Annotated in this window: 19 protein-coding genes and 1 other RNA gene; 9 read left to right on the forward strand and 11 right to left on the reverse strand. The window is 54.4% G+C overall.

Translation table 11 applies throughout. The features are described 5' to 3' along the window. Window positions 1-363 precede the first annotated feature (363 nt). Complete coding sequence (locus C4520_08440; protein RJP22217.1) at window positions 364-2070, forward strand: electron transfer flavoprotein-ubiquinone oxidoreductase; 1707 nt, start codon at window positions 364-366, stop codon at window positions 2068-2070. A gap of 217 nt (window positions 2071-2287) precedes the next feature. Beyond that, window positions 2288-4660: a hypothetical protein gene (locus tag C4520_08445; protein RJP22218.1), complete on the forward strand. Its 2373-nt coding sequence runs from the start codon at window positions 2288-2290 to the stop codon at window positions 4658-4660. Here C4520_08445 and C4520_08450 read toward each other — a convergent pair. The 10 genes from C4520_08450 to miaB form a co-directional block, all read right to left on the reverse strand. Then, entirely contained in the window at window positions 4653-5234 is a 582-nt protein-coding gene (locus C4520_08450; GenBank protein RJP22219.1) for a flavodoxin family protein, read from the reverse strand. The genes C4520_08445 and C4520_08450 overlap by 8 nt on opposite strands. Window positions 5235-5294: 60 nt before the next feature. Beyond that, on the reverse strand, window positions 5295-5639 hold the full coding sequence (locus tag C4520_08455) for a cupin domain-containing protein (protein ID RJP22220.1): 345 nt from the start codon (window positions 5637-5639) through the stop codon (window positions 5295-5297). A 49-nt stretch (window positions 5640-5688) separates the two neighbouring features. Further along, window positions 5689-7263, reverse strand: coding sequence for a phospholipid carrier-dependent glycosyltransferase (locus tag C4520_08460; protein ID RJP22221.1), 1575 nt, complete (start codon window positions 7261-7263; stop codon window positions 5689-5691). After that, the gene (locus C4520_08465) at window positions 7193-7504 is read right to left on the reverse strand and encodes a hypothetical protein (protein RJP22222.1); all 312 of its coding nucleotides are present in this window, start codon (window positions 7502-7504) and stop codon (window positions 7193-7195) included. Before C4520_08465 ends, C4520_08460 begins: the two co-directional genes overlap by 71 nt. Before the next feature lie 16 nt (window positions 7505-7520). Then, window positions 7521-9323 (reverse strand): FAD-binding protein, encoded by a 1803-nt coding sequence (locus tag C4520_08470; protein RJP22223.1) that lies wholly within the window; start codon window positions 9321-9323, stop codon window positions 7521-7523. A gap of 5 nt (window positions 9324-9328) precedes the next feature. After that, entirely contained in the window at window positions 9329-9874 is a 546-nt protein-coding gene (locus tag C4520_08475; protein RJP22224.1) for a hypothetical protein, read from the reverse strand. A gap of 138 nt (window positions 9875-10012) precedes the next feature. Then, entirely contained in the window at window positions 10013-10243 is a 231-nt protein-coding gene (locus tag C4520_08480) for an Lrp/AsnC family transcriptional regulator (GenBank protein ID RJP22225.1), read from the reverse strand. Between the two features lie 3 nt (window positions 10244-10246). Beyond that, the gene (gene mutS, locus C4520_08485; protein ID RJP22226.1) at window positions 10247-12853 is read right to left on the reverse strand and encodes a DNA mismatch repair protein MutS; all 2607 of its coding nucleotides are present in this window, start codon (window positions 12851-12853) and stop codon (window positions 10247-10249) included. Continuing rightward, window positions 12846-13955 (reverse strand): outer membrane protein assembly factor BamD, encoded by a 1110-nt coding sequence (bamD, locus tag C4520_08490; protein RJP22227.1) that lies wholly within the window; start codon window positions 13953-13955, stop codon window positions 12846-12848. Before bamD ends, mutS begins: the two co-directional genes overlap by 8 nt. Before the next feature lie 12 nt (window positions 13956-13967). Further along, window positions 13968-15347 carry a tRNA (N6-isopentenyl adenosine(37)-C2)-methylthiotransferase MiaB gene (gene miaB, locus C4520_08495; protein RJP22228.1) on the reverse strand — a complete coding sequence of 460 codons (1380 nt, stop codon included), beginning with the start codon at window positions 15345-15347 and terminating at the stop codon, window positions 13968-13970. A 265-nt stretch (window positions 15348-15612) separates the two neighbouring features. On the opposite strand from miaB, the gene C4520_08500 reads away from it, so the two are divergent. From C4520_08500 to ssrS, 7 genes are all read left to right on the forward strand, one after another. After that, window positions 15613-16629, forward strand: coding sequence for a hypothetical protein (locus C4520_08500; protein ID RJP22229.1), 1017 nt, complete (start codon window positions 15613-15615; stop codon window positions 16627-16629). 296 nt (window positions 16630-16925) lie between these two features. Continuing rightward, a complete protein-coding gene (locus C4520_08505; protein ID RJP22230.1) occupies window positions 16926-17657 on the forward strand; it encodes a metallophosphoesterase in 732 nt (243 codons plus the stop codon). A 40-nt stretch (window positions 17658-17697) separates the two neighbouring features. Then, window positions 17698-18282, forward strand: a complete 585-nt coding sequence (gene hisB / locus C4520_08510) for an imidazoleglycerol-phosphate dehydratase HisB (protein ID RJP22231.1) — start codon at window positions 17698-17700, stop codon at window positions 18280-18282. 3 nt (window positions 18283-18285) lie between these two features. Continuing rightward, on the forward strand, window positions 18286-18960 hold the full coding sequence (hisH, locus tag C4520_08515; GenBank protein ID RJP22232.1) for an imidazole glycerol phosphate synthase subunit HisH: 675 nt from the start codon (window positions 18286-18288) through the stop codon (window positions 18958-18960). Beyond that, window positions 18957-20981, forward strand: a complete 2025-nt coding sequence (locus tag C4520_08520; GenBank protein ID RJP22233.1) for a sensor histidine kinase — start codon at window positions 18957-18959, stop codon at window positions 20979-20981. Before hisH ends, C4520_08520 begins: the two co-directional genes overlap by 4 nt. Window positions 20982-21014: 33 nt before the next feature. Further along, window positions 21015-22487, forward strand: coding sequence for a hypothetical protein (locus C4520_08525; protein RJP22234.1), 1473 nt, complete (start codon window positions 21015-21017; stop codon window positions 22485-22487). A 105-nt stretch (window positions 22488-22592) separates the two neighbouring features. Then, window positions 22593-22773, forward strand: a non-coding RNA gene (gene ssrS, locus C4520_08530) — 6S RNA. 63 nt (window positions 22774-22836) lie between these two features. Here ssrS and C4520_08535 read toward each other — a convergent pair. Beyond that, window positions 22837-23970: a type II secretion system protein gene (locus tag C4520_08535; protein RJP22235.1), complete on the reverse strand. Its 1134-nt coding sequence runs from the start codon at window positions 23968-23970 to the stop codon at window positions 22837-22839. Window positions 23971-24103 lie beyond the last annotated feature (133 nt).

The raw sequence follows: 24103 nt of genomic DNA on the forward strand, positions 1-24103 counted from the left end.
AATACCCTCTGCGACATTGCTCTATTCCTCTTTCACCATAAAAACCCTGTCTTTGTGCCCTTTCACTCACTTCCGAATGTCGGGTTGCGGAATCGCTGCGCGCGCGCAAATCAGCTTGACAAGCCAAATCGACAGCAACTATAATGAAACCGGTTTACAGAGAACGAGATGCATAAGGTCACCCCGGCTCAAACTCCGGGATATTCGGACAGCCTGCACCAGAGGAATCGTCGATTTCGTGAAGTTCCTTCACGCCTTCAAAAGAGATGTCCATAGAGAAGGGTGAATTTCGTGAGGAAGTTTCCGCCGCGAATCGGACGATGCAGTATTCTCAATGTCTAGCCAGCTTAGAGGAGAGAAGCTATGACTGTCGAACGCGAAAGCATGGAAGTTGACGTGTTATTCGTCGGCGGAGGACCGGCGAATTTGGCTGCCGCCCTCCATCTCAGACGCTTGATCGCCAAGCATAACGAAGAAATCGAGAGTGGCGCAAAACAGGGCGAAATATTCAGTGATGAATTGATGATCGCTCTCATCGAAAAAGCGCAGGAAGTCGGGCTTCACGGACTCTCCGGCGCAGTGCTGGACAAAAAAACCCTCCTCGAGTTGTTCCCGGATTTTGATGAAAACTGTGGCGCAGTGGATTGCAAAATCGTTTCCGAAGAAGTTCTCATGCTCACCCCCAGCGGAAAAATAAAGGCGCCGATTACGCCGCCTCCGCTGAACAATCACGGCTTTTATACCGTCTCCCTCGCAAAGTTGACCAAATGGATGGTCGAACAGGTGGAGGCCGCCGGCGTTGATCTTTTCGCCGGGTTCCCCGGAGTCGAACTCCTCTACGAGGATAACAAGGTGGTCGGCGTGAGGACCGGCGATAAGGGCCTCGACCAGCAGGGAAATCAGAAATCCAACTTCGAACCGGGGTATGACCTGCTCGCAAAGGTCGTCGTGCTGGGCGAGGGGCCCCGGGGGTTCCTGGCAAAACAGTTGATCGAAAAATTCGGACTGGACAGAGGACGCAATCCGCAGACTTACCTTACCGGCGTAAAAGAGATATGGAAGCTTGCCGAGGGCAAACTGAAACCCGGCCACGTTATCCACACGATGGGGTACCCGCATGACATGAAAACCTACGGCGGCGGCTTCATCTACAGCATGAAGGAAAACATGGCCTCCGTCGGATTGCTCACCGGCCTCGACGCGCGCGACCCGCAGGTCGACCCGCACCGCTATTTCCAACTGTTCAAGATGCACCCCATGGTCCGCGAACTCCTTCAGGGCGGTGAGATCATGCAATACGGCGCCAAAACCGTCCCCGTCGGCGGATGGTATTCAGTGCCAAAGCTCGCAGTTGATGGGTGCGTTCTTGTAGGCGATTCCGCATCGCTGTTCAATACCATGCGAATCAAGGGGATCCACCTGGCGATGAAATCCGGAATGCTCGCCGCAGAGACCATTTTCGATGCGCTCCTCAAAAAAGATTTCTCTCAGGCGCAGCTCGGAAAATATGAGGAAGCCGTTAAAAACAGCTATATCAAAGAGGAAATGTGGAAATGCCGCAACTTCCACCAGGGTTTCCACGGCGGCCGCTACGCAGGACTCCTGCACGCGGGCATCCAGTTCGTTACCGGCGGGCGCGGCATGATCGATCCCATGAAAGCGGAGGCCGATCATAAAAGCACCGTCACAATCAATCAGTACTATAACGGGCGCAATCCTGAAGAAGTGAACAAGGTCTCGTTCGACGGAAAGCTGACGTTTGACAAGCTGACCGACGTCTACCATTCCGGCACCGTTCACGAGGAACAGCAGCCCTGCCACTGCAAGATTCTCAACCCGGATTACTGCAGCGACGCAAACTGCAAGGCCAAATACAATCGTCCCTGCGTGAAATTCTGTCCGGCCTTCGTCTACGAAGAGCAGGTCGACGAGGCAACCGGCAAGTCCAGCTTGAAGCTGAATCCGTCAAACTGCCTGCACTGCAAGACGTGCGATATCAAGTGTCCCTATGCCAATATTCTGTGGACGCCGCCCGAGGGAGGCGGTGGGCCCAAGTACTCTCTCGTATAATGCAACTTCCTGAAATCCCCTGTGGCCGCCCCACAGGGGATTCCTTTTCTGGAGCGTTCCTGAACAAGAGACAGACGCCCTCGGATACCATCGCATTTTGAATACCCATACGGTTGATTCCCCCAGAACGGCAACCTGCCCACGCCGTGATGCACAAGCGCGGCCTGCCGCCGGCTATGCCTACGCCCTTGCGGCGATTGCCCTGATCTCCTGTTCTATGCTGATTTACGAGATCCTGCTCACCCGCATCAGCGCCCTGCGCCTGTTCTTCCATTTCGGGTTCCTCATCATCAGCAACTGCCTGCTCGGGATCGGCGCAAGCGGCACCTTGATCTCGATTTTCCAAACCTCTTGGCGGCGTCGGCCCCGCCTGTGGATCACTGTTTCTTGCGGCCTCTATCTGCTCTCTTTGCTCCTCAGCTACGTCTTTCTGCTCAATTTCTATATTCCATACAATTTGAGCCTGGCGCGCCTCGACCACTTCTTTCGATTCTCCACCTATAATGCAGTCACCGCTTTGCCATTCCTTTTTGCCGGCGCGGCCGTCGGGATGATCCTGTCTTTCAATGCCGCTCGTATCAATACCATTTATTTTGCCGATTTGGCCGGAGCGGGAGCCGGATGCCTGCTCATGCCGTTCCTCCTTCAAAATTACGGTGCGGGCGGCACAATGGCTTTCTTATCTGTACTCGGCCTGCTCGGCGGACTGATAACATTCCCTTCACGAAAGAAACGACTGCTAGTCGCATCGGCGGTATGCGTCACGGCAATTCTCCTTTTCCTGATGCCACGCCTGGACCGAAAGTTTCCCATTCCCGGTAAGGACCTGCTCGATTTCACTGATGAACTAACATTGGAGATCTCGGAAAATCCGGTATACTCAAAATGGGGACCCAACTGCCGAGTCGATCTCATTAATCTTCCGGAAGAAAATCGATTCATTTACGGTCTCGGAAGAAACCGAATCGGCCTGCCCCCGCTGCCCGATGAAAAACTCATTCTGCAGGACGGCAGCTCCGCCACCCCAATCATCAATTTCTCGGATCATCCGGAAGCGCTGCCCGTCGTCGAGCGTTCCATGTACGCTGCCGCTCTCCAACTGAAAGAAAACCCTTCGGTCCTGGTGCTCGGGCCGGGCGGCGGCGTGGAACTCTGGGCGGCAAGAATGCACGACGCCCGCTTGATCAAGGGAATTGAGCTGAACAAGCCGATCATCGACATCCACCACACCGTTTTGCCCGAGTATTCCCGGGTGCTGCTGGAGGACCCGCGCGTTGAATTGATTCACGGCGAAGCACGCAGCGCCCTCATGCGCGACAAGCAAAAGTACGATGTCATCCTGATGACCTTTATCAGCACGTACACTGCAATGAGCTCAGGCGCGTACGTGCTTGCAGAAAGTTATCTGTATACGACCGAGGCGTTTGAAAACTTGTACAACCACCTCGAGGACGGCGGGATTCTCCAAATTATTTGGAGCACCGGAAATGCAGAAACACTGCGGCTGCTCACAACAATCCACGCGGTGCTCGAGGCGGGGGGAGTGGATGATTTCGAGACGTCCGTCATCTGCCTGCGCAGCAAAAATGAGGTGGAAATACTCCTTAAGAAGGGCGGATTTACGGAAGATGAAGTTTCGCGGATGCAGCGTTTTGTTCGCGAGGTGGACCTGGATGTTTATTACCTGCCGTATCGCTCCTTCGGTTCATTCATCGAAAGATTTGTTCGCGCAAACGATAAGGATGCCTTCATCCGCGAGTGCAGCACCAATATCAGCCCCATCAACGACGACAGACCTTATTTCTTCTTCTTCTCCCGATGGCCGAACCCGCTGAAGGTCACTCAATATAAATGGCAGTTGTATTCATCCTTTCCCGGAAACCCGCTGTTCATTTTCTTTCAGTTGGGCGTGAGCACGATGCTGAGCATCGTTCTCATCATGATGCCGCTGGGCATTTTTGCACGAAGGGGAATTCGGCAAAAAGGGACCGCATCTTTCCTTGTCTACTTTGCCTGTCTCGGCTTGGGCTTTATCATGATCGAGATAGCAGCGATGCAGAAATTCACCCTGTTCCTCGGGTTGCCGCTTCACTCAATCACCGTCACGCTCTTCTCCATCCTTATCTTCACCGGACTTGGCAGCCTCTTCTCCGGATATTGGCTGGAAGCGCCCGATCGAAAGGTATGGCTCGTACCGGCCGCACTCGCAGTCGCCATCGCTCTTCTCGTTCTTGTCTATCCGCTGCTGATAAGATCATTCATTGAAGCATCGCTCGCGGCTCGAATTGCATTAACGATACTTCTGCTGGCGCCAGTTGGTTTGTTGCTCGGCGTGCCGTTCGCATACGGTATCCGTCTGGTGAACCGCTGCAATCCATTGCTGGTCCCCTGGGCCTGGGCGGTTAATGGCTGCTGCACGGTCATCGGCGCAATTCTGACCGTGATCCTCTCGATGAACTTCGGCTTCAACATTACCCTCGGAATCGCACTGCTGGTTTACTTTGTCGGTTTCGCCACGCTGGAAAAACTGCCAAAAGTGGCGGATGAAGGGTCGGCCGATTCCGAGTCAGCGAAGATTCAACTCAGCTAACCAGCTCTCTGCCCATCCCCTCGGCTTTTTCTAATAACCCGCCATCCTTGCGCGCTGAATCCCTCTTGTTCTCCGAACTGCAATGCTCAATAAATTCAATCGAACCGGCATTGAGCGCGGCCGCGACCAGGTTAAGCCAGGTGTGGATCGGCTCGAATACCTCCGGGGCCTCCTGCGACGTGACAACAACGATCTTCTTTCCATGCGGGAACCACACCTGCAGCGATTTCTCGCCGGTGGCAGGATCTATGTCCTCTCCATAGAAACAATAGCAGCGGTCCACCAGCGCCTTGAACTGCGAACTCACGTGATACCAGTAAATCGGCGTTCCAAGAACGATTGCATCGGCTGACTTCATCTCCTGAAGCAGGGGAGAGAGATCGTCCTTCTGCACGCACACCCCGATCTTCTTCTTGCAGGCATCGCACCCTTGGCAGCCCTTGACGTTCAGTTCATTCAGATTTACCAGCCGCGTCTCAGCCCCTTTGCTTGCGGCCCCCTTCAAAACCGCTTCGATTACTGTCTGAGTGTTTCCATTTTTCCGGGGACTGCCATTGAAACCTAATACCTTCATTCAATTCTCTCCTTTCTACACACAATCGTGATATGCCTCCTGCCGTTGTCGCGCAACCAATCATTTCTCGGCTGCGGGAATCAGGCAGATGAATCGCATCAAACCTTTGCCGGAATTTCGGAACTGGTGGAACTCCTGCGGCTTTGCGAAAACGACTGACCCGGCAGGCGCCTTTTTTGGCCCATCCGCAGTTACGACCTCCGCATCGCCTTCCAAAATGAAAACCTCGTGCTCCCATTCGTGCTGATGGTAAGGCGTGTGCCCGCCCGGCTGCACATCAAAAACGCGCATGTAGAAATTCCGAGCGCCGTCGTCCTTCGAGATGACCCATCGGATGGAAACACCCTTGGCGCCCTCTTCAGTCACTTCACGCATTTCAACATCTTCAAATTTGCAGATTTTCATGCGGTTCCCTCATTTCCATTTTCAGCCAAAAAATATCACTTCATGCGACCTACCGCGATGGCTCCTGTCGCAGTTGGTCCCACTGAGCATCACTGACTTCAAACTGTATAACCACCGCCTCCTGCCTCTCGAGTTGCTCCTTGAGGACGGCCACCTCAGCCAGATACTGCTCAGAAGCGCCCCCGGAAGATTTTTCCGGAATCAGCCGCGAAGAACGACCTGTCAGCAGATAGACGGCATGCGGCCTGTTCGTGTAAATAACAACCTCCTCAGACAGGCTTTTCAGACGTTCCACTTCCGGCGACGTTTGCCATCTTTTGGCGGAAAGGCCAAGCCCATACTCGCGGCTTTCCTCAAGCGCGGCGACTCCCCCGACAACATAATAGATTACCAAGGCGGCGCAGAGGGCAAAGACAACTGATGTCTGCATAATTGAGAAGCGAATTTTCAAAAACCTCGCTCCCAATGAAAACACCAACACTATGCCGAGTACATGAAACGGCGACAGGATGCGGTTGTCGAGAGGAGTTGTCTCGTCAACAAACAGTACCGTCAGCGCAAGCATGCCGGCATAAAAGAGGAAAACCAGAAGGATTATTGATGGCAAGCGCGAAAGCGAATGACCCTGCGAATCATCCTCTAATGTTGCCGACCGAAAGAAAGCCGCCGCAATCGCACCGATCACAAGAAACACCGCCAGATATCCGGCACGGCCGGCAACAGAAAACGGCACGAACCAGCCTGCTATCGTATCCAAACCAAAAAGAAACTGGTGACGCGATATCGAGTTGATCTGCAGGTGCCGGTCAGCCGCAGTTCCTGCCACCGCAATATTCCGAACCGTCCACAGGATCATCGGGAAAACGCTAAGCGACAAGAAAACCGCGCTGTCCCGGATTCGCCCGCCAAAGGAGCTTCGGCCAAACAGCATGAGCGCTGCCACGCCGGCGGCTATCACGGCAACTCCCGGATATCTCGTGAGAAAAGCAAGCCCGCAGAAACCCGCCGACACAATTAGATACAATCGCCTGGGATCATCGAAATAACACGCAAGCCAAAGGATCCCCAGCAAGACGAATGGGATAAAAAGCGGTTCGCTCGAGGCCCATAAATATATGCTGATCATAACTGGCGAGGAGGCGACCAAAGCCGCTCCGGCGAGAGCTACCGGATACGAGCGGGTATATGAATAAAGAAGACATCCAATAACGAAAACATTCAATCCCGCGAGCAGCACGTTCAGCCATCGCGCGCCATTCAGCGGATCGAGGCCGAGATATCCGCCACACGCGAGCACAAACGGATACAGCGGCGGATAATGCGTCATCGCGGGAACCTCGTCCAGCACGAGCGGCAGTGTCAGCCCCTTGCCGGCCAGAAAGTTTCGGGCTGCGCCGATATATTTCGCCGAATCAGGGCCGGTGCCGACTCCCCATGGGGTACCCCAGACCAGCGCGAGCATCACCCCGAGAGAAATCACAACAAGCCCGAAACAAAAAATCTTGCTGCTCATCCTCCCTTCTGCTTCCGGAATCGAGCCCGTCTTCAGTTGCTCAGACATCCTCGCTCCATAAGTCGCGAATAACTCGCCGGGTATCCGGCGGTTCCACCGTGATATCCGCATTCGCTTCCGTCATACAGCCAAAGCACGCTTTGCCATTCACTCGCAGCCGACACCGCAGGCAGAACCCCAGCTTGCAGTTGATGAAATACGCGAGGGACGGATCGAGGTTCTCACGAATATAAACCAGGCAATCGTGCACGCTCATCGGGCCGTTCAGCGGGATTGAATACGTCTGGTAATGCGGCCCCTGATCGGCTGCGGGATCATATCTGAAACAGCGCACGTTTATCGTCTTTTCCATCGTCAATTTCTCTCTGTCACCGCTTGAGCGATGCCGTGGAGACGTTCACTGCCTGTTCAAAAGCGAATTTGCCCGATGGGGGAGCGATGCTGGTTACAATCGGCTTCACCTTTTCGATCCGAATCCCCTGCCCTCCGCCGGTCACCTCCAGCACGCGAAGCCAGTCGTCGTTGTTGGTCACCGTGAAATCACGACGGTAAAATTCGCCCCGGCTCTCCTCCCGCATGAATGCAGTGTTCGCACTGAGTTTCAGACAGGTGATCATGTTTCTCAGCTCAAGCAGGCGAATCCATTCATAATTGAGCGCTTTGCTCCTGGTAGCAATGACTGCCGCCTCCTGAACGTCTTTCTCCAGAAGCTCGAGGGCCGCGGTCGCTTTTTTCAGGCCGGCGCCCTCCTTTATCACCCACAGGTGCCGGCCCGATATCTGATGCATTCGCGTCAGTATCTCGTTCGCATTCACTCCGTTCTTTCGGGCAAGGGGTCTTGAAACCTCGTCGAGAATCGATTTTATCTGTTCCCGGTCCGCCGGCGACAGCCTGACTTGCTTGATATATTCCGCCGCCGTTTCCCCTGCAACTTTCCCCTGGGCGCCCGCCTGTGAGCACGCCGAGGCCACGCGTGCGGCTCCCCACAGCCCGCACGAGCATTCTCCCGCGGCAAACAACCCGCCGATGCTCGTCCGTGCGCACTCGTCCACCTTGATCCCCCCAAGCATATAGTGAGCCGCATTACCGACTTCAATGTCTCCATGCTTGCACTGCTCCAGAAGGTCCAACAGCAAATGAGTGAATTCGTGCCGCTTCTCGTTGAACTGCTCCAGAAACTGGAGCTTGATCCCCTGTATGATCATCTCGATCATCTCCGCACCAAGGTGCGCCAGCGAGAAAAAAACGCCGCCGCGCGGGCTCCCCAATCCGGCCTCGACTTCGAGCTCCGATGCAATTGACACAATCGCTTTCGTGCTCTTCTCAAGCGCGTTCGCGTCGTACTTCTCCATGAAGCGCAGGCCCGACCGGTTCAGCAGGTGAACCTGCTCCCCAACGCCCGGAAACTGACTGAAGATGTAAGTGCAGATGGAGCCGGCGGCCAGCGGAGGCCAATAAACGCACAGCGGAATGAATTGGACCAACTCCATCGAAGAAAGCGTTGCGCCCGCGCGAAACGCCATTGCAGTCCCGTCGCCCGTAAGGTCATACGGGCCCGACGTGATGCGATATGCCCTGTGCCACCCGCCCGTCGCAAGGATGATTGCTTTGCAGTTGACGAGCGCTGTCTCGCCGCTCCGCAGATCGAGCGCAACCGCGCCATTCACTCTTCCGCCCGCAGTCAATAGATCGATCACCATATGATCGTTCAGCAATGGGATTCCAAGTTCTTTCACTCGCTTCCGAATCGCCCGCACCCACAGGACTCCCGATGAGATGACCCCTCGCGCCACTTCCTCCGAATGCGCCGATTCGTACAGGTACACCCGCATGCCCCAGTCGAGCAGATCCTTCATCGCCTTCGGGCAATACTCAACGTATTTCTCTACCATGCGCTGATTGTTGAGATACAATCCCTCCCGCACGATATCCGAGAAGAATCGCTCGGCGCTGTCGCGCTCGTCGCCGGCGAACCCGAGCGACTTTGCACTGCGGCCATCGACGTTGAAATCCGCGCCCGCCATCTGAGAGGCGCCGCATTGGCTGATTTTGCCCTTCGTTACAATTAATACATCAACGCCCCGCTGCCGGGCCTCGATGGCAGCATGACCGCCGGCCCCTTCGCTGCCGATTATGAGCAGATCGGTCGTGTAGCTGCGGTCGCATTCCATTGGCTTCAATCCTCTTTCACCGAACCGGACGGCTGTCTATAGATGAAGAAACAGCAGTCGTCTCCACCGCTTATTTGTGTCTTGACTTCGAGTTCCAGATGCGGATTGTATCCTCGCAGAACGGCACGATCGATCGGCCGGCAATAGTGCAGGCCGAATCTCTGCAAGCCTAGTTCGTGAAGCTTGTCGAACAGCCGGCATTTCGTCACGCGTACCCAAAGCTCGCCGTCCACAAATTCGGGAACCATCTCGTTACCGCCGGTGTCGAAATCTGCGTACAGGAAAAAGTTCATCAGCGAGAGCGGCCTCTTGTCTCTCTTCACCAATTCAGCTATGCGGCGGCCGCGCTCCTCGCCAAAGCGGGCCGCCGCCCGCTCGACCATCGCCAGGCCGGCCGCTCCGAATTCGGCCTCGGCCTCCCTCGCGATCGAGCCGAAAAGATGCATGACGTGCTGGTCGCCAGGCACTTTATGTCTCGCGCCGATTTCCTGGCTCTCCTTTGCATACGCCATAATCTCATCCAGATGTATTCCGCCTTCCTTCCCGGCCATATATCCTCCTTCTAAGCCCCCCTTACGAGACCGAATTATTTTATCACAAACCGGTGCCTGCCCAGGAAGATGCGCGGCGATGACGCCTCAGAAGCGAGAGCCTCAATCCAATTGATGAAGGCCGGAGTGGGGAAGGGATCAGATTTGTCCTGCAATCAGTGTTTCGGTCGCCTGAACCCCTTGAACGCCTCGAATCTGGCGGACAACAAGGCGCGAGAGAGCGTCGAGGGTTTCGGCTTCTACAACGACGATAAGGTCCCATTGACCGAAGACCGTCGTGAGTTCAACGACCCCCGGAATGGCGCTCACGTGTGAACAAGCTTTCTCCTCCAGACCCGGCGTGAGACTGATCAGCACATAGGCTTTCATGCGTCACCTTCCTTCGCTGTCGAGCCTCTTCTTGAGTTCAGCCAATTTCGATAACCCTTCGAGCGGGGTGAGCCGATCGATATTCAGCTTGCGCAACTCTTCCTCCACGGGAGAACTCGGAGCGGGCGCAAAGAGCTGCAACTGGTCCGATTCCGTTCGCCGCCTGAGCCTCCGCTTTGGGTTCGCCTTCTCAAGATCGGCCAGCACCTTCCGCGCGCGGGCCACCACATCGAGCGGCAGGCCGGCCAGCTTCGCCACATGAATCCCGTAACTGTGGTCCGAGCTTCCTTCGATCACCTTGTAGAGAAAGATCACCTGGTTGTTCCATTCCCGGACCGCAACGTTCAGATTCCTCACGTGCCCCAGTTCACTCGAGAGTTCCGTCAACTCATGATAGTGTGTAGCAAACAATGTCTTGGCGCCAATCCGGTTGTGGATGAATTCAGCAACCGACCACGCAATACTCATGCCGTCGTAAGTGCTCGTGCCCCGCCCGATCTCGTCGAGAATCACCAGACTGCGGCTCGTTGCATTGTTCAGAATGTTGGCCGTCTCGGTCATTTCCACCATGAAGGTGCTCTCCCCTCCAATGAGATTGTCAGAGGCGCCTACCCTCGTGAAAATCCGGTCAACCAGCCCCAATACTGCACGCCGCGCCGGCACAAACGATCCCATCTGCGCCATGAGCACGATCAGGGCCACCTGGCGGAGAAAAGTCGACTTCCCGGCCATATTCGGGCCGGTGATGACCAGTAACCAGCCATCCTCCGACAGATGGGCATCGTTCGGAACAAATTGTTGTTCTAGGTTCAGTTGTTCCAGAACCGGATGCCGGCATTCTTCAACTGTGAGAGAAAATGAGGTGTTCAATTCGGGGCGGCAATAATCGTTTGCCGCCGCTATATGCGCCAGCGATTGCAGCACATCGACTTCGGCTACGAGTTCGGCGTTCAGCTGAATACGGCTCGATTCCGCGCAGATACGATCGCGCAAATCAAGAAAAAGCTCCCGCTCAAGATTCGCCATCCGCTCTTCGGCTCCCAAAATCGCGCTCTCGCGCTCCTTTAATTCGGGCGTGATGAAGCGCTCGGCGTTCACGAGCGTCTGCTTCCGGATATAGTCAGGCGGCACAAGCGAAAGGTTCGGCTTGGTTATTTCGATATAATAACCGAATACTTTGTTGTAGCCGACCTTCAAAGATGTTATGCCGGTGCGCCTCGTTTCTTTTTTCTGCAGGAGCGCAATCCAGTCCTTGCCGTCCTTCACCAGCGAGCGCAGGTTGTCAAGCTCCGGATTGTAGCCGTCGCGGATCATGTTGCCTTCGGTTGTTACGAGAGGCGGCGAGTCGACAAGAGCCCGCGCGATCAGGGAAGTGGTCTCCTCCATCACGTCAAGCGAATGAACTGCCGAACGAAGCAGCTCTGCCGAAGAATTCTGCAAGGCCTCCTTGAGAAGCGGAATTTTTAATAGCGAGTCTTTCAGCGCAACCATATCTCGCGCGCCCGCGCCCGGGCCCGATATCCTTCCAACCAGCCGCTCGATGTCGTGGACCTCGCTCAAAATAGAGCGAAGGCGCAGCCGAAGGCTGTTGCAATCAACCAGCTCGCCGACCGCATCCTGCCGACTGATTATTTTTTCAAGTTGCATGAGCGGGCGAAGCACCCACGAGCGCAGCTTGCGGCCGCCCATCGAGGTGATGCTCGCATCAAGAACCCCCAGCAGCGAGCCCCGCTTGCTCTTGTCCCGCAGCGTACACAACAGTTCTAGGTTCCGCTGCGTGTTTGCGTCGACAATCATGTAGTCGCCGCGCGTGAAGGGCGATGGGTACTTCAAATGCGCCAAAGAGGCCCGATAGGTATCCTTCAGGTAATGGATAACTGCGCCGACCGCCGATGCGGCCAGCGGCATATCGTCCAACCCGAGGCCGTTGATTGAATGAAGCCCGTAATGCGTAATGATCGCAGAGGTTGCCTGGGGCAGCGCGAAAATCCAGTCGTCAAGAGCGCGAAGTGATAGACCTCGACAGTTTCTGTCGAGCTCAGCCTTGAACGCAGAATCGACCTTCGTGGAAGGAAACAGGAATTCTGAAGGGGCAATCCTTAACAATTCCTCCAGCAGAAGACCAGCCGGATTGGATCCATTTCTTTGCGTGGCCAAAAATTCGCCCGTTGAAACATCAACAAAAGCTATGCCGACGCCCTCCTCCGAAATCGCGCCTGCCGCAAGATAGTTGTTAACGTTTTCATCGAGCAGTTCCGGTTCGAGAACGGTGCCCGGTGTGATGACCCGGATCACCTCCCGTTTCACAATCCCTTTGACTTGTTTCGGATCCTCCATCTGTTCGCAGATGGCGACGGTTTTGTTCGCGCGGAGCAGCTTTGAGATGTAGCTCTTCGCAGCATGATAGGGGATCCCGCACATCGGCACCCGATTTTCTTTTTTCGTAGAGTCGCGCGAGGTGAGCGCGATGTCGAGGATTTCCGACGCGACCCTCGCATCATCATAGAACATCTCGTAAAAATCGCCCATCCGAAAGAAAAGGATCGAGTCACGATGCATCTCCTTGATGCGCGTGTATTGGCGCAGCATGGGCGTCAGCTCGTCATTCATTCAAAGAGTCCCTTTCACCGCCCTTCATCGGCAGCAGCGTCGTCTCCAGGCCGGCAGCCTCCAACCTGTCGGCGACGGCGAGAACAAGTTCTTTTGTCGAATAGGGCCCGAGCCGGACTGAAAACAGGCCCTGCCGCTGGGAAACCTTCTGCACAATATATACCTGATAACCGAGTGTTTTCAGTCGCGCCGCCCGTGCAACGGCATCGGGTTCATTGTTGAAACGACCCGCCTCGAGCACGTACGCCCGAGCTTCTTTCTGGACTTCCGATCGAAGCGACCGGCCCAGTTGGCCCATTCTCTGCTCCGCCGTTTCTCGAAAAAACGAGTTGGGAAACACCTTGAGGAATTGGCGATACGTTTCTAAGGCCGCTTCATGCTCTTCCATTTCTTCGTATATTTCCGCTATACGAAGATAGCAATGCGGGGAGACAAAGGCGCCCTGCGGACTCTCCGATATTGCCTCGCGATACTGCGCCTGTGCCCGCAATAATTCTCCCGCTTGATACAGTGCATCGGCATATCGTTCTTTACCGCGGGTACTTAATGGATATTCATGGTACGTTCCCAGAAATTCCTCGAGGTGTTCCTTCGCCGTAGCGACGTCGCCGTTGAGCAGCATGCACTTTGCTGCACGAAGGCCGGCCTCGGCATGAAATCGGCTGGTCTTATGATCTCGGTAGACGCGAAAATAATACTGCTGGGCGTTTAACGAATCTCCAAACAGCTCGTACAATTCTCCAAGCAGCAGACCCGCTTCAGCGGCATATGAACTTTCGGGATAATCGTACAGAAAACGCCGGAATTTTCCGGCGGCGTGACGTGCGTTGGTCTCCAGTTTGGCATCGAGAAAAAGGGCAGGCTCCGTCCAGCGGCTGTGAGGATAATCGGCAAGAAAGGATCGCATGCATTCTTGCGCGCCGGCATGTTGGCCGCTCTCATACAACTCCGTACACCGATCGAATCGCCGCTGCGCATGCCCAAACAGCAGCAATTGTCCGTGCGACTCGTACTGTGAGAGCAGGATGACCAAAACTGCTGAGCCTGCCACGACTGGAATCCGGAGAAGTTTTCCCATGATCGAACTGTCGGTGAAACTCACATTCCGCGACGCTTATTCTTTTTTGAGCGACATCTCTCCTATCAGCGTCCATCCGTCGATCCGAAATACGCGGACGGAAATCTCCTTCCCGAATAAATCAAGTGAGGGGGGTGCAAAAAACGAGGCAGTCCTGTGGCCCCGCGTCTTACCCATCAAATGGCCGGCACGTTTTTTGTCCGGCTGTTCAGGCAATACAGTCTGCTGCGTCCCCAATAGTTGAGCCAGACGTTCCTGACTGATTCTCTTCTGAAGATCCAGCAGAACATGATGCCGTCGCTTGACGATTTCTCTCGCGATTGCGCCTTCCATCAGGGCGGCTGCAGTTCCCTGCCGCGGAGAGTACTTAAAAATATACGCGCCGTCAAACCGGATTTCGTCGAGCAACGCTCGTGTGGCCTCGAAATCATCATCCGTCTCACCGGGGAAACCGACAATGACATCAGTCGTAAGAGCAATGTCAGGAACATACTCCCGCAGCTTTGCCGCGGTCTCCAGATATCGCTGCGCCGTATACCCCCGATTCATCAGCCGCAGGATTCGCGAAGATCCGGATTGCACCGGAAGATGCAGGTGCTCGCACACCGTCGGCAGTTCTCGAAACGCCCGCATGAGATCGGCGGAGATATCCTTCGGATGAGAGGTCGTGAAACGAATCCGCAGAAGCCCTTCGATTTGATCCAACCGCTGCAGAAGCTTCGAAAACGTCGTCTCGCAGCCCAGATCCTGCCCGTATGAGTTCACATTCTGCCCGAGAAGGGTCACCTCCTTCACTCCCCGTTGTACCAGTCTCTCGACCTCTTCGACCACCTCTTCAGGATGCTTGCTCCTTTGCGCGCCACGAACATACGGAACAATGCAGTACGAGCAGTAATTGTCACAGCCCCGCATGACGGAAACCCAGGCATGATACCGCCCCGGCACGTGTGCCGAATAGGCATCCGCGCGGAGAGCAGGTCCGTCTTCCGGCGTGGATACCACAGGCTTCTCGCCGTGAGCCGCCCGCTCAATAAGAGAAACAATATCATAGACAGCATTCGTACCAAAAACGAGATCTATCTGTGGAAACTTTTGGGGCAAGCTCTCCTTTTCCTTTTGCGCGACACAGCCGCCGATACCCAAAATGAGGCCCGGGCGCTGTCCCTTCAAGTGCTGCAACTGAGATATCCTGCTGTATAGCCTCTGCTCGGCATGGTCCCGAACACAACACGTATTGAAAAGAATGATGTCCGCCGAGTCCACTGCGCCCGCCGGCACATATCCGGCATTAAGCAGAGCGCCCTCAATGGCTTCTGAATCGTGTTGATTCATTTGGCAGCCGAAGGTAATGATATGGAACGACTTTGGCCGCATTATCTCCGAAACAGCAACTCCTTTTTGTTCTGCCATTTTCATGAATTAAACAACGATCGCCGGAACTTCAGCGGTGAAAGATCTCGGCCGGGGAGCAAAAGGGATGAAATCATGCGCTTTCCGAACAAAGTCTAGCACAGAAAGCGACTCCTTTGCAAGCATCCCTGCGACGCTTCCTTCCTGCAAATGCAGTGATGCCAATCTCCTGTGACGCACGCTGTTTTTTGACTAATCATTCGTTTCATGATAGAATTTTTCTTGTATTAACCTGCTCCTTTTCTGTCGCCGGAGCACGGAGGAATGTCAAATGAAGTGCCCCGTTCACAGCGAGAAGGATGTCGTCGGTTACTGCATGGACTGCGGCGTCTTCGGATGTGAGATCTGCCTGACCGATACGGGAAAAGGCGAGCGGATCTGTGGCAAATGCGGTAAGGTTCGCCACGCCGCAGATAGAGGCGACGAAAAGAAAGGGTTCCTCTCAAAGCTGCTCGGAGAAAAGAAGAAAACCCCCGTACCAGCCACCCCCGCGGGCCGTTCCAGCGTTGCTCGTCGCGCAGGCACCTCCCGAAAGTTGGTCGTATATTTCAAGAACAAAAGGATACTCAAAGGAACGACATATAAACTCGATATCCAGTCCCCGGGGTTTTTCCTCATACCAACCGAGCCAACCGAACAGCAGGAACGCATCTTCGTCCATTTCTCCGATCTGAAGGCAATCCATTCAGTCCGTGATTTCGAAGGGAAATCGGATCCACACGCGGACGAACCGGAAACCCCCGCTGATGGAAATGCCGTGAAAGCGGCCTTTGCCGACGGAGAGATCGTCGAAGGACGTACCATCCACCATTTCGACCCCGCCTGCCAGCGCTTCTTCATTGTCCCCAACGATTCAAAAGGAAATATCCTTAGCATCCTGGTGGAAAGATCGGCTCTCAAAGGACTCGAAATCGGCGACTATAAGCATGGAAGCTTCGCCGAAGAAGAAGAGGCGCTGGGCTTGCTCGAGCCCGAAAAGAAGGGCCGCGCTCCTCTCAGCCAAAATGAATCGATGGGCGACCTCTATTTCTCAATGAAAAACTATGATGCCGCCTTGACTGAATATGAGAAAGTGCGAAAAGATTTCCCCGACGATCGCCGGCTTGCGCTCAAAATATCAATCTGCAATTTCAATCGAGGAGTTAATTTCATAAAATCAAGAAAATATCTCGAGGCAAAGGCTGAGTTCGAAAAAATTGGAGAGGATGATCCCATTTACGAGAAGGCGCGAAAAAAGACAAAGAAAATCGAAAAAATCCTGCGTGAAGCCCAAAGGATGGGACCCTGAGCCGGGGACATAAACTTTTCGAGTTTCTTCCTGTCCGGTCTCATTTTTTCTCATTGCTTAGTACCATCGTGCGCGACTCTTTCCAGCCCCGGCCCCTATCCTCGTTCCTGAGCTTGCACGGGAAGGGAACTCTGTTTGTCGCACGCGCAAAGAGGCGGTAAATTAGCATTTGAATTTTCAGATGTTTCTGTTATAATACGGGGCTTGTGAAACCGTTTCATAATGTAAATCATATTCAGATCTTCGGTTCTCGCATGTAGATTTTGATCAGACGTGCGGATGCATGAGAAATAATTATGCGGTATGCGATCATCTGTGACGTTCATGGAAATCTCGAAGCGTTCGAAGCTGTGCTGGCCGAGATAAAACGCCAGAACGTGAACCAGATCCTTCACTTGGGAGATATTGTTGGATACAACTCCAATCCAAATGAATGCGTTGAACTGCTGATCAGCGAAAATATCACCTCGATCATGGGAAATCACGATGCCGCGGCGTGTGGCCTGGACGACCCGCTGTGGTTCAATTCCGCCGCCAAACAAGCGGTCATGTGGACCAGAAGCAAATTGGAACCGAAATATCGCGACCATTTGCGGGCATTGCCCGAAAACCTCATTATCGACGGCCGCATCCTGCTGGCGCACGGCTCCCCCGAAATGCGCGATAACTATATACTGGATTGGATGGACGCAATGCGTCAATTTGTGGTCCTGGAAAAAATGAAAGTCAATATCTGCTTCTTCGGCCACAGCCACCTGCCCGCGCTGTTTGCCTACCGCGGATTCAATCACGATCTCAACCAGCACGGAAAACATTCGCTTGACAAGAACAACCGATATTTAGTAAATTTCGGAGGACTCGGACAGCCGCGCGACGGCGATCCCCGGACGTGCTTCGGCATCTTTGATTCTGAAGAGATGACCGTGGAATTTTTCCGGCTGAAGTACGACATCCTTAAATGTGCAAAAAAGGTCGAGCTCGCAGGACTCGACATCTACCTGGCTGAACGGCTGATGGCGGGCGTCTGAAGATTCCGCTCGCCCAGAAAAAATCCACAGAAAGATTGCAATGCGAAACGCCACAATAAAACGAAAGACTTCGGAAACCGACATCACGGTCTCCCTCTCGCTCGACGGCAAAGGCGAGTACGACATCCGCACCGGAGTGGCCTTCCTCGACCACATGCTCTCACTCATGACCCGGCACGGATTCTTCGATGTGAAACTGGGCGCGCAAGGCGATCTCGAGGTGGATGCCCACCATACGGTGGAGGATGTCGGCCTGTGCCTGGGCAAAGCCTTCGCAAAAGCCCTCGGAAAGAAAGAAAAAATAGCCCGTTACGGATCGGCGCGGGTCCCGATGGATGAGGCCCTGGCTCAGGTCGATGTGGATATTTCATCGCGACCATTTATGGTGTTCAATGCCAGGATCCCAAAAAAGAAGCTCGGACAGTTCGACGCCGAACTCACGCGCGAGTTCCTGATCGCCTTCGCGAATTCCGCCCAAATCACCTTGCATGTCAACCTGCTGTATGGCGAAAACGTACATCATTCGATCGAGGCAATTTTCAAGGCGCTCGGACGCGCTCTCTCGCAGGCGACGCGGCTTGACGAGCGAATCGACGGGGTTCTCTCCACTAAGGGGGAGCTTTGACAGATGATCGCAATCGTTGACTACCAGATGGGAAATCTGCGCAGTGTCCAAAAGGCTTTTGAATCCAAAGGATTTAAAGCTTGCATTACCCAGGACAAATCGGCTATTCTGGATGCAGGCGGAGTAGTCCTTCCGGGCGTCGGGGCTTTCGGTGACTGCTATAAGGAGCTTAGCTCGCGCAAGCTCATCGAGCCCTTGCTCGAGTGGATACAGGCGGACCGGCCGTTCCTGGGTATCTGCCTGGGGCTGCAGGTTCTCTTGAATTCCAGTGAAGAGAGCAAGGGGGTAACCGGACTTCACGTGATTCCTGGTACCGTAAAACGTTTCTCCGCGAATGGATTGAAGGTCCCTCATATGGGATGGAACCAGGTCCGCTATCCCGTTGCCAATGGAGCCGGATCAACTTCATGTCCCCTTTTTGAGGGAATTCCCAATAATACCTATTTCTATTTCGTTCATTCCTATTTTGTGCAGCCTGAATCCATCGGCATCGTCTCAGGCTGGACGACATACGGCTCCACCTTCGCATCGGCTGTCTGGCGCGGAAATCTGTTCGCAACTCAGTTCCACCCGGAAAAGAGCCAGGAGGCCGGCTTGAAGATAATAGAAAATTTCGGCGCCCTTGCCCTGCGCACCCGTGCAGACAATTCAAAAGCCGGCTCGCGAGTAAACCTATGACAGCCCGAAAAAAAGCGAGAATCAGCCTTCGCGTCAAAATATTCATCGCACTGCTCTTGGTGGGCATACCGCCGCTCACAGTCGCGCTCTTTGTCGCGTATTCGTCCGGAACCAGTATCCGGCAATTCTATATCGGCAGCCGCTTTCAAGACCTGTCCGTATGGATGGCCGACGAGATCAACTCCGGGCTTTCCTCAGAAATATCGGAGGCCGAGAGCATCGCCCTCGCTCCCACCGTTGTCGATGCCGTTGTCACCGCCAATCAAGCGTACAAGGGAAAAGCTCCGGAGGATATCCTCAAAGAGATCACGGCAATCGACGAGGAGTGGAAGTCACTGCCGAAAGTAAACGAGCAGGTGCGCTCGTATCTCGCCAACCCGGTATCCCAATACTTTCAGAATATCCTCCAGTTGCGCTCGGACAAATACACCGAGATATTCCTAACCGACGAGCAGGGGGCCATTGTCGGAGCCACCGGCAAAACAAGCGATTTTTATCAGGCCGATGAAGACTGGTGGAACCGCTCATTCAATCGCGGCAACGGGCGTAATATCGTGCAGGGAATCGAACATGATGAAAGCACCCAGGTCAAATCCATAACGATTGCGGTCCCGGTGCGCGAGGTTTCCAGCAAGACGGTCATCGGCATCTTGAAGATCGTGATGCGCTCGGATTATCTGTTCCGGTCGGTGAACACGCTCAGGATAGAGGGAACCGGCTATGCCGGGCTCATGACGAAGGACGGTGAATTGCTGGCGACGTCCGCACTCGTTCGAACCGGACGCGTCGCGCCAAATTTCTGGCGCGTCATCGTCAGCCAGGGGAAGGGGTGGACAAACGCGCGCAATGAGGTGGCCGAGGAAAACGTGCTTGGATTCGCCGAAGTCGACTTGAGCACGCTCAGCGGAGAATCGTTCCTCACAGGCGGAAAATGGTACATCTTCTTCTATCAAAATGCCGATGAGGCCTTCGGCCGGATCTATGCCATGGCCTCAAAGGTCCTCTCGCTCGGATTTGGATTGGTCCTCATCCTCAGCATCCTCGGATTCTACGCGACCAATCGAATCGTCATGCCCATACGGCTCCTGAGGGAGGAGGCCCAGTACATCGCCCGCGGTGATTTGGGCAGGCACATCGAGGTCCATACAAACGACGAGATCGAACTGCTGGCCGATGAAATCAATATCATGTCGGAAAAACTCAAGGAGACCCACTCCAACCTCGAACAGAAAATCGAGGAGCGGACTGTGGAACTTTCCGAGGCCAATAGAAAACTCGAGGCGCAACGCGAAGTCCTTCTGAAAGTGAACAAGCAACTGATGAAGGCGAGCACGCTCAAATCCCAATTCCTGGGAGATATCTGCGACGGATTGAACAACCCCGTCATGAATATCATTCGCCTGGCGGAAGTGGTCGTGCAAGAATCGGGAGGAATGAACGACCTGCAGAGAAACTACCTCGATGATATCCTGAGCAATGCAAAGCACCTCCACCAGTTGATCAATGAGGTTTTCACGCTTGCCAAGGCGACCTCCGGCAAAATCGAGCTGAACCTGACCAGCGTTGATGCCGAAAAAATGCTCCGCGACGTGCATGAGACGGTGAAAGCGCTTGCGTCTGAAAAGAACATAAAGTTCGAATTCAACATTGCCTCGAATACGCGAACGGTCACCGCCGACGCGAACCTGCTGAAGCACATCATTTTTAATCTATACACCAACGCCATCAAATACAACCGTATTAACGGCAAAATAGTCGTGGCGGCCCGGCGCGTGGATGATGTAATCGAGACCTCCGTCACCGATACCGGGATCGGTATTCGCGCTGAAGACCAGGAGCGGATCTTCCACGAATTTGAGCGCGTGGACGAAGGACAAGAGCCTTATTTCGAAGGAGCAGGCATGGGGCTCGCTCTGGCCCAGCGATTCGTCGAGATGCACGGCGGGAAAATATGGGTCGAGAGCGAGTACGGGAAAGGCAGCACGTTCATTTTCCGGATGCCCGTGGCGCAGGAGAAATAATTCGCCAAGCTCTCCTCTCCGCGCGTTTAGTTCATGCAGAACCTTAAAGATAACCTGTCAGACACCCTGATCCGCCCGCGCCGCCAAAACTCGCTGCAGCATTTCCTCTTTCTCAGCATATGCGCTCTCCTCGCACTGAAGACGTTCCTTTTCATCGTCCAGGTGTCCAAGACCCTGATCTATCCCTTCGAATGGTCAACAATGGACGGTTACTTCGTATTTTACGGATTGCGCCTGCTGTCCGGATCGCCCATCTATTTCAGCTACCAGTCCCTCCTGATGCCGCTCGAGTACGTGCCCGTCTTTCCACTCGTCATCGGCGCCCTCGCCAAAGTCTTCGGTCCTGCCGTATGGTATGAACGCGCCTTTTCCCTTTTGTGCGCATGTGGAATGGCCGCCATTATCGTGCGAGCCGTTTCAAAAAATTCGACCAACCGCCTCGCGCCGGCATTCGCCGGCCTCCTGTTCTTTGCGCCGGCTTCTCTCTCCATATGGTTCGTGGTCAGAGGAATCGACATCACGGCCGCATTCCTTGCGCTTGCAGGAGTCGCGGCAGTTTCCAGACCTCAGGTCAGCCCCCGCCGCATCGCGCTCGCAATCGCACTGTTTGCCGCCGCCTTTTACACGAAGCAGACAGCCATTTTCCCGGCGGCTGCGGCAATCATTTATTTCGCCGCACAAAGGCAGTGGAGACATTGCGCTTTTCTGTCGGCGGGATTTATCGCCTTATCGGCCGGAACTTTTTTCTTGCTCCAGCATCTGAGCGGGGGATGGTTCCTCGAAAATGCCTTTCTTATGACCGCAAATAATCCGTTCTTGCCCGGCCTGCTTGTCGACTTGTTTTCAAAGTTCGCCTTGACCCTCTTCATCGTTTTCCCCATCGCCCTTTATCAGGCAGGCAGGGGAATACGTTCCGCCGGCAGCATCTGGTCGTTTTATTTCTTCTGCACCCTCGCGGCCGCCTTTCTTGCAGGAAAGGCCGGAGCCGCCCTTAGCTATTTCATTCCGCTGTTTTCCGCCGTGTGCATATCGGCGGGGCAGTGGCTGGGCCACCAGGACCCGCTGAAACGAAAACCACGAGCGGCTGCCGTGATCCTCGTCCTTCTTCTGCTCCAATCGCTCCTCTTTTTCCGCGAAAAAATCCCCGCCCCAGACGGCGAGGATTTCCGCCAGGCCGCCATCCTCGACTCATGGATCATCGCTCGGCCCGGCAACATCCTCATTGAACGGATTGACAGTTTCGCCGTAAATAACGGCAGGGAATTGAACGTCGAAGCCGTTCAACTCCCCATCCTCGTCATGCACCGAAAATACGATCCTGACCTTGTCATTCGCCCCCTTCGCGAAAAAGCATTCTCCCTTGTTGTCTATAGCGGTGTCTATTTCGGCGGAATCCCGGCGGTTAAGAAGGCGGTCTTCGAAAATTATCGCGTCGTCGACGAAGTCCAAATCGGCCTCTTCTTCGGAAAGATGAACTTTCTCATACTCGCCCCTTCCGAATCATAAACTCCCCATACCTTCGGCAACTCTCCCATAAACACAAGCCGAGCCTGATCCGCTTGCAAATTTTCAGGTTCTATGGTATAAATAAGGTGAGATGGCAAGAGAGAAAAATCCCTGCCGTGCTCGTGAAGATAAGGCAAATTTGAGCCAACACCTTTGAAAAGGGAGCCTTAAATCGACGAGTGAACTGCACGCCGCCTCGGCGCGGAAGCACGAAGCTCGGGTGCGGGCACCCACTTGGACCTTATGGTTCAATACGTCGAGTCTCACGGCACAGAGCGGGGATTTTTTTAAAAAAAATCGGGAACCAGCCGCGACTGGTTCCCGATTGCCGCTTTTTACGTTCAAAGTCTTACGGGCCGTACCTCATGATGACGCCGAACGCCGCCGCGTCTCCGTCAGGAGTGGCATATATGTGCCGCTGACTGCGCCGCTCCTGCCTGACATCGTAACTGAAGACCGGCTGCCCGTCCGCAGTGTCAAGTTCAGAAGTGCCGGCGGGATTAAGACCCCTCTCGTAACTCCCACCCGCAAAGCTGATGGTCCACTGAGTTTCCCGGAAAGTCACCGGTGTGCCGCTCAAGGCGTCATCCGTCTCGTTATTTTCATTCGCACTCGGCTCAAACAGGATGAAATCAGTATCGGCATCCGACGGATCGCTTGCGTACCCGTCCGACCCGACATCCTCGCCGCTCTGCATCGTTAGGAAATAATTATGCAACCCATGATCGATTCCGTCCGGACCCACGCTGTAGATGACCCATCGGTTATAATGGGTCGGGTGATTGGTCTTGTAATCCGCAAGACCGGTATAGGCTGTAAACTCCGGCATCCCATGCATCGTTTGACCAGTCACCTGAGCGGCATAGTAATGATACTGCAATCCCCTCGGCCCAAAGATATCGAACAGCCCCGACGTATCTTCCTTGGTGAACATGCCCAGACGGTCATAGTAACTTCCATCAAGCTTCCCGTTATTCTCGCCGATACTGGGGTCCGTCGTACTGCCGTCGTTGTCGCTGAAATACGACGGGATATTAGGTGAACTGTCGTACGGGTCATTTGCAACAAGGTCCAACCCTATGTCTTCCCCCGGGTCAAGCTGATAATTACCCTCACTCCCATCACGGTCCGGCCCCTGATAAGCCGGATTTACCACCCAGTCCTTGAGCGTATTGTCCCACATGAACGGCCCGATCCTATCGGTTCCGATATCCTCGCTCGGATAAAATGTTCCGTCGAGCCAGTCATTTCCCATCGCGGGAAACGTGCCATGGTCGGCATAAAACTGGCTGATCGCCGTCTCTATGTGCGCAAGCTGAGCCTTGGCCGCTCCAATTTTGGAGCGCTCCCTCACGCGTGAAATCGCGGGAAGTGCCAGCCCTGCAAGAATACCAATGATGGCGATAACCGCAAGTAATTCGAGCAGCGTGAATCCGGTGACCGAATTAACGGCGTTCCTCCTGTTTCCTCCCCTGCAGTTCATGTGGCAGTCTCCTTATCGGCGCCCTTGGCTACCCATATGAGGTGAACGGGTCTCATAATGAAAAAATCTTATCCTTTCCCCGGATAAGATCACATAAAAGCTCAATGTCTGGAAAAATTGTACACCAAGAAAG

This window comes from Candidatus Abyssobacteria bacterium SURF_5, assembly GCA_003598085.1.
Lineage (GTDB): Bacteria > Abyssobacteria > SURF-5 > SURF-5 > SURF-5 > SURF-5.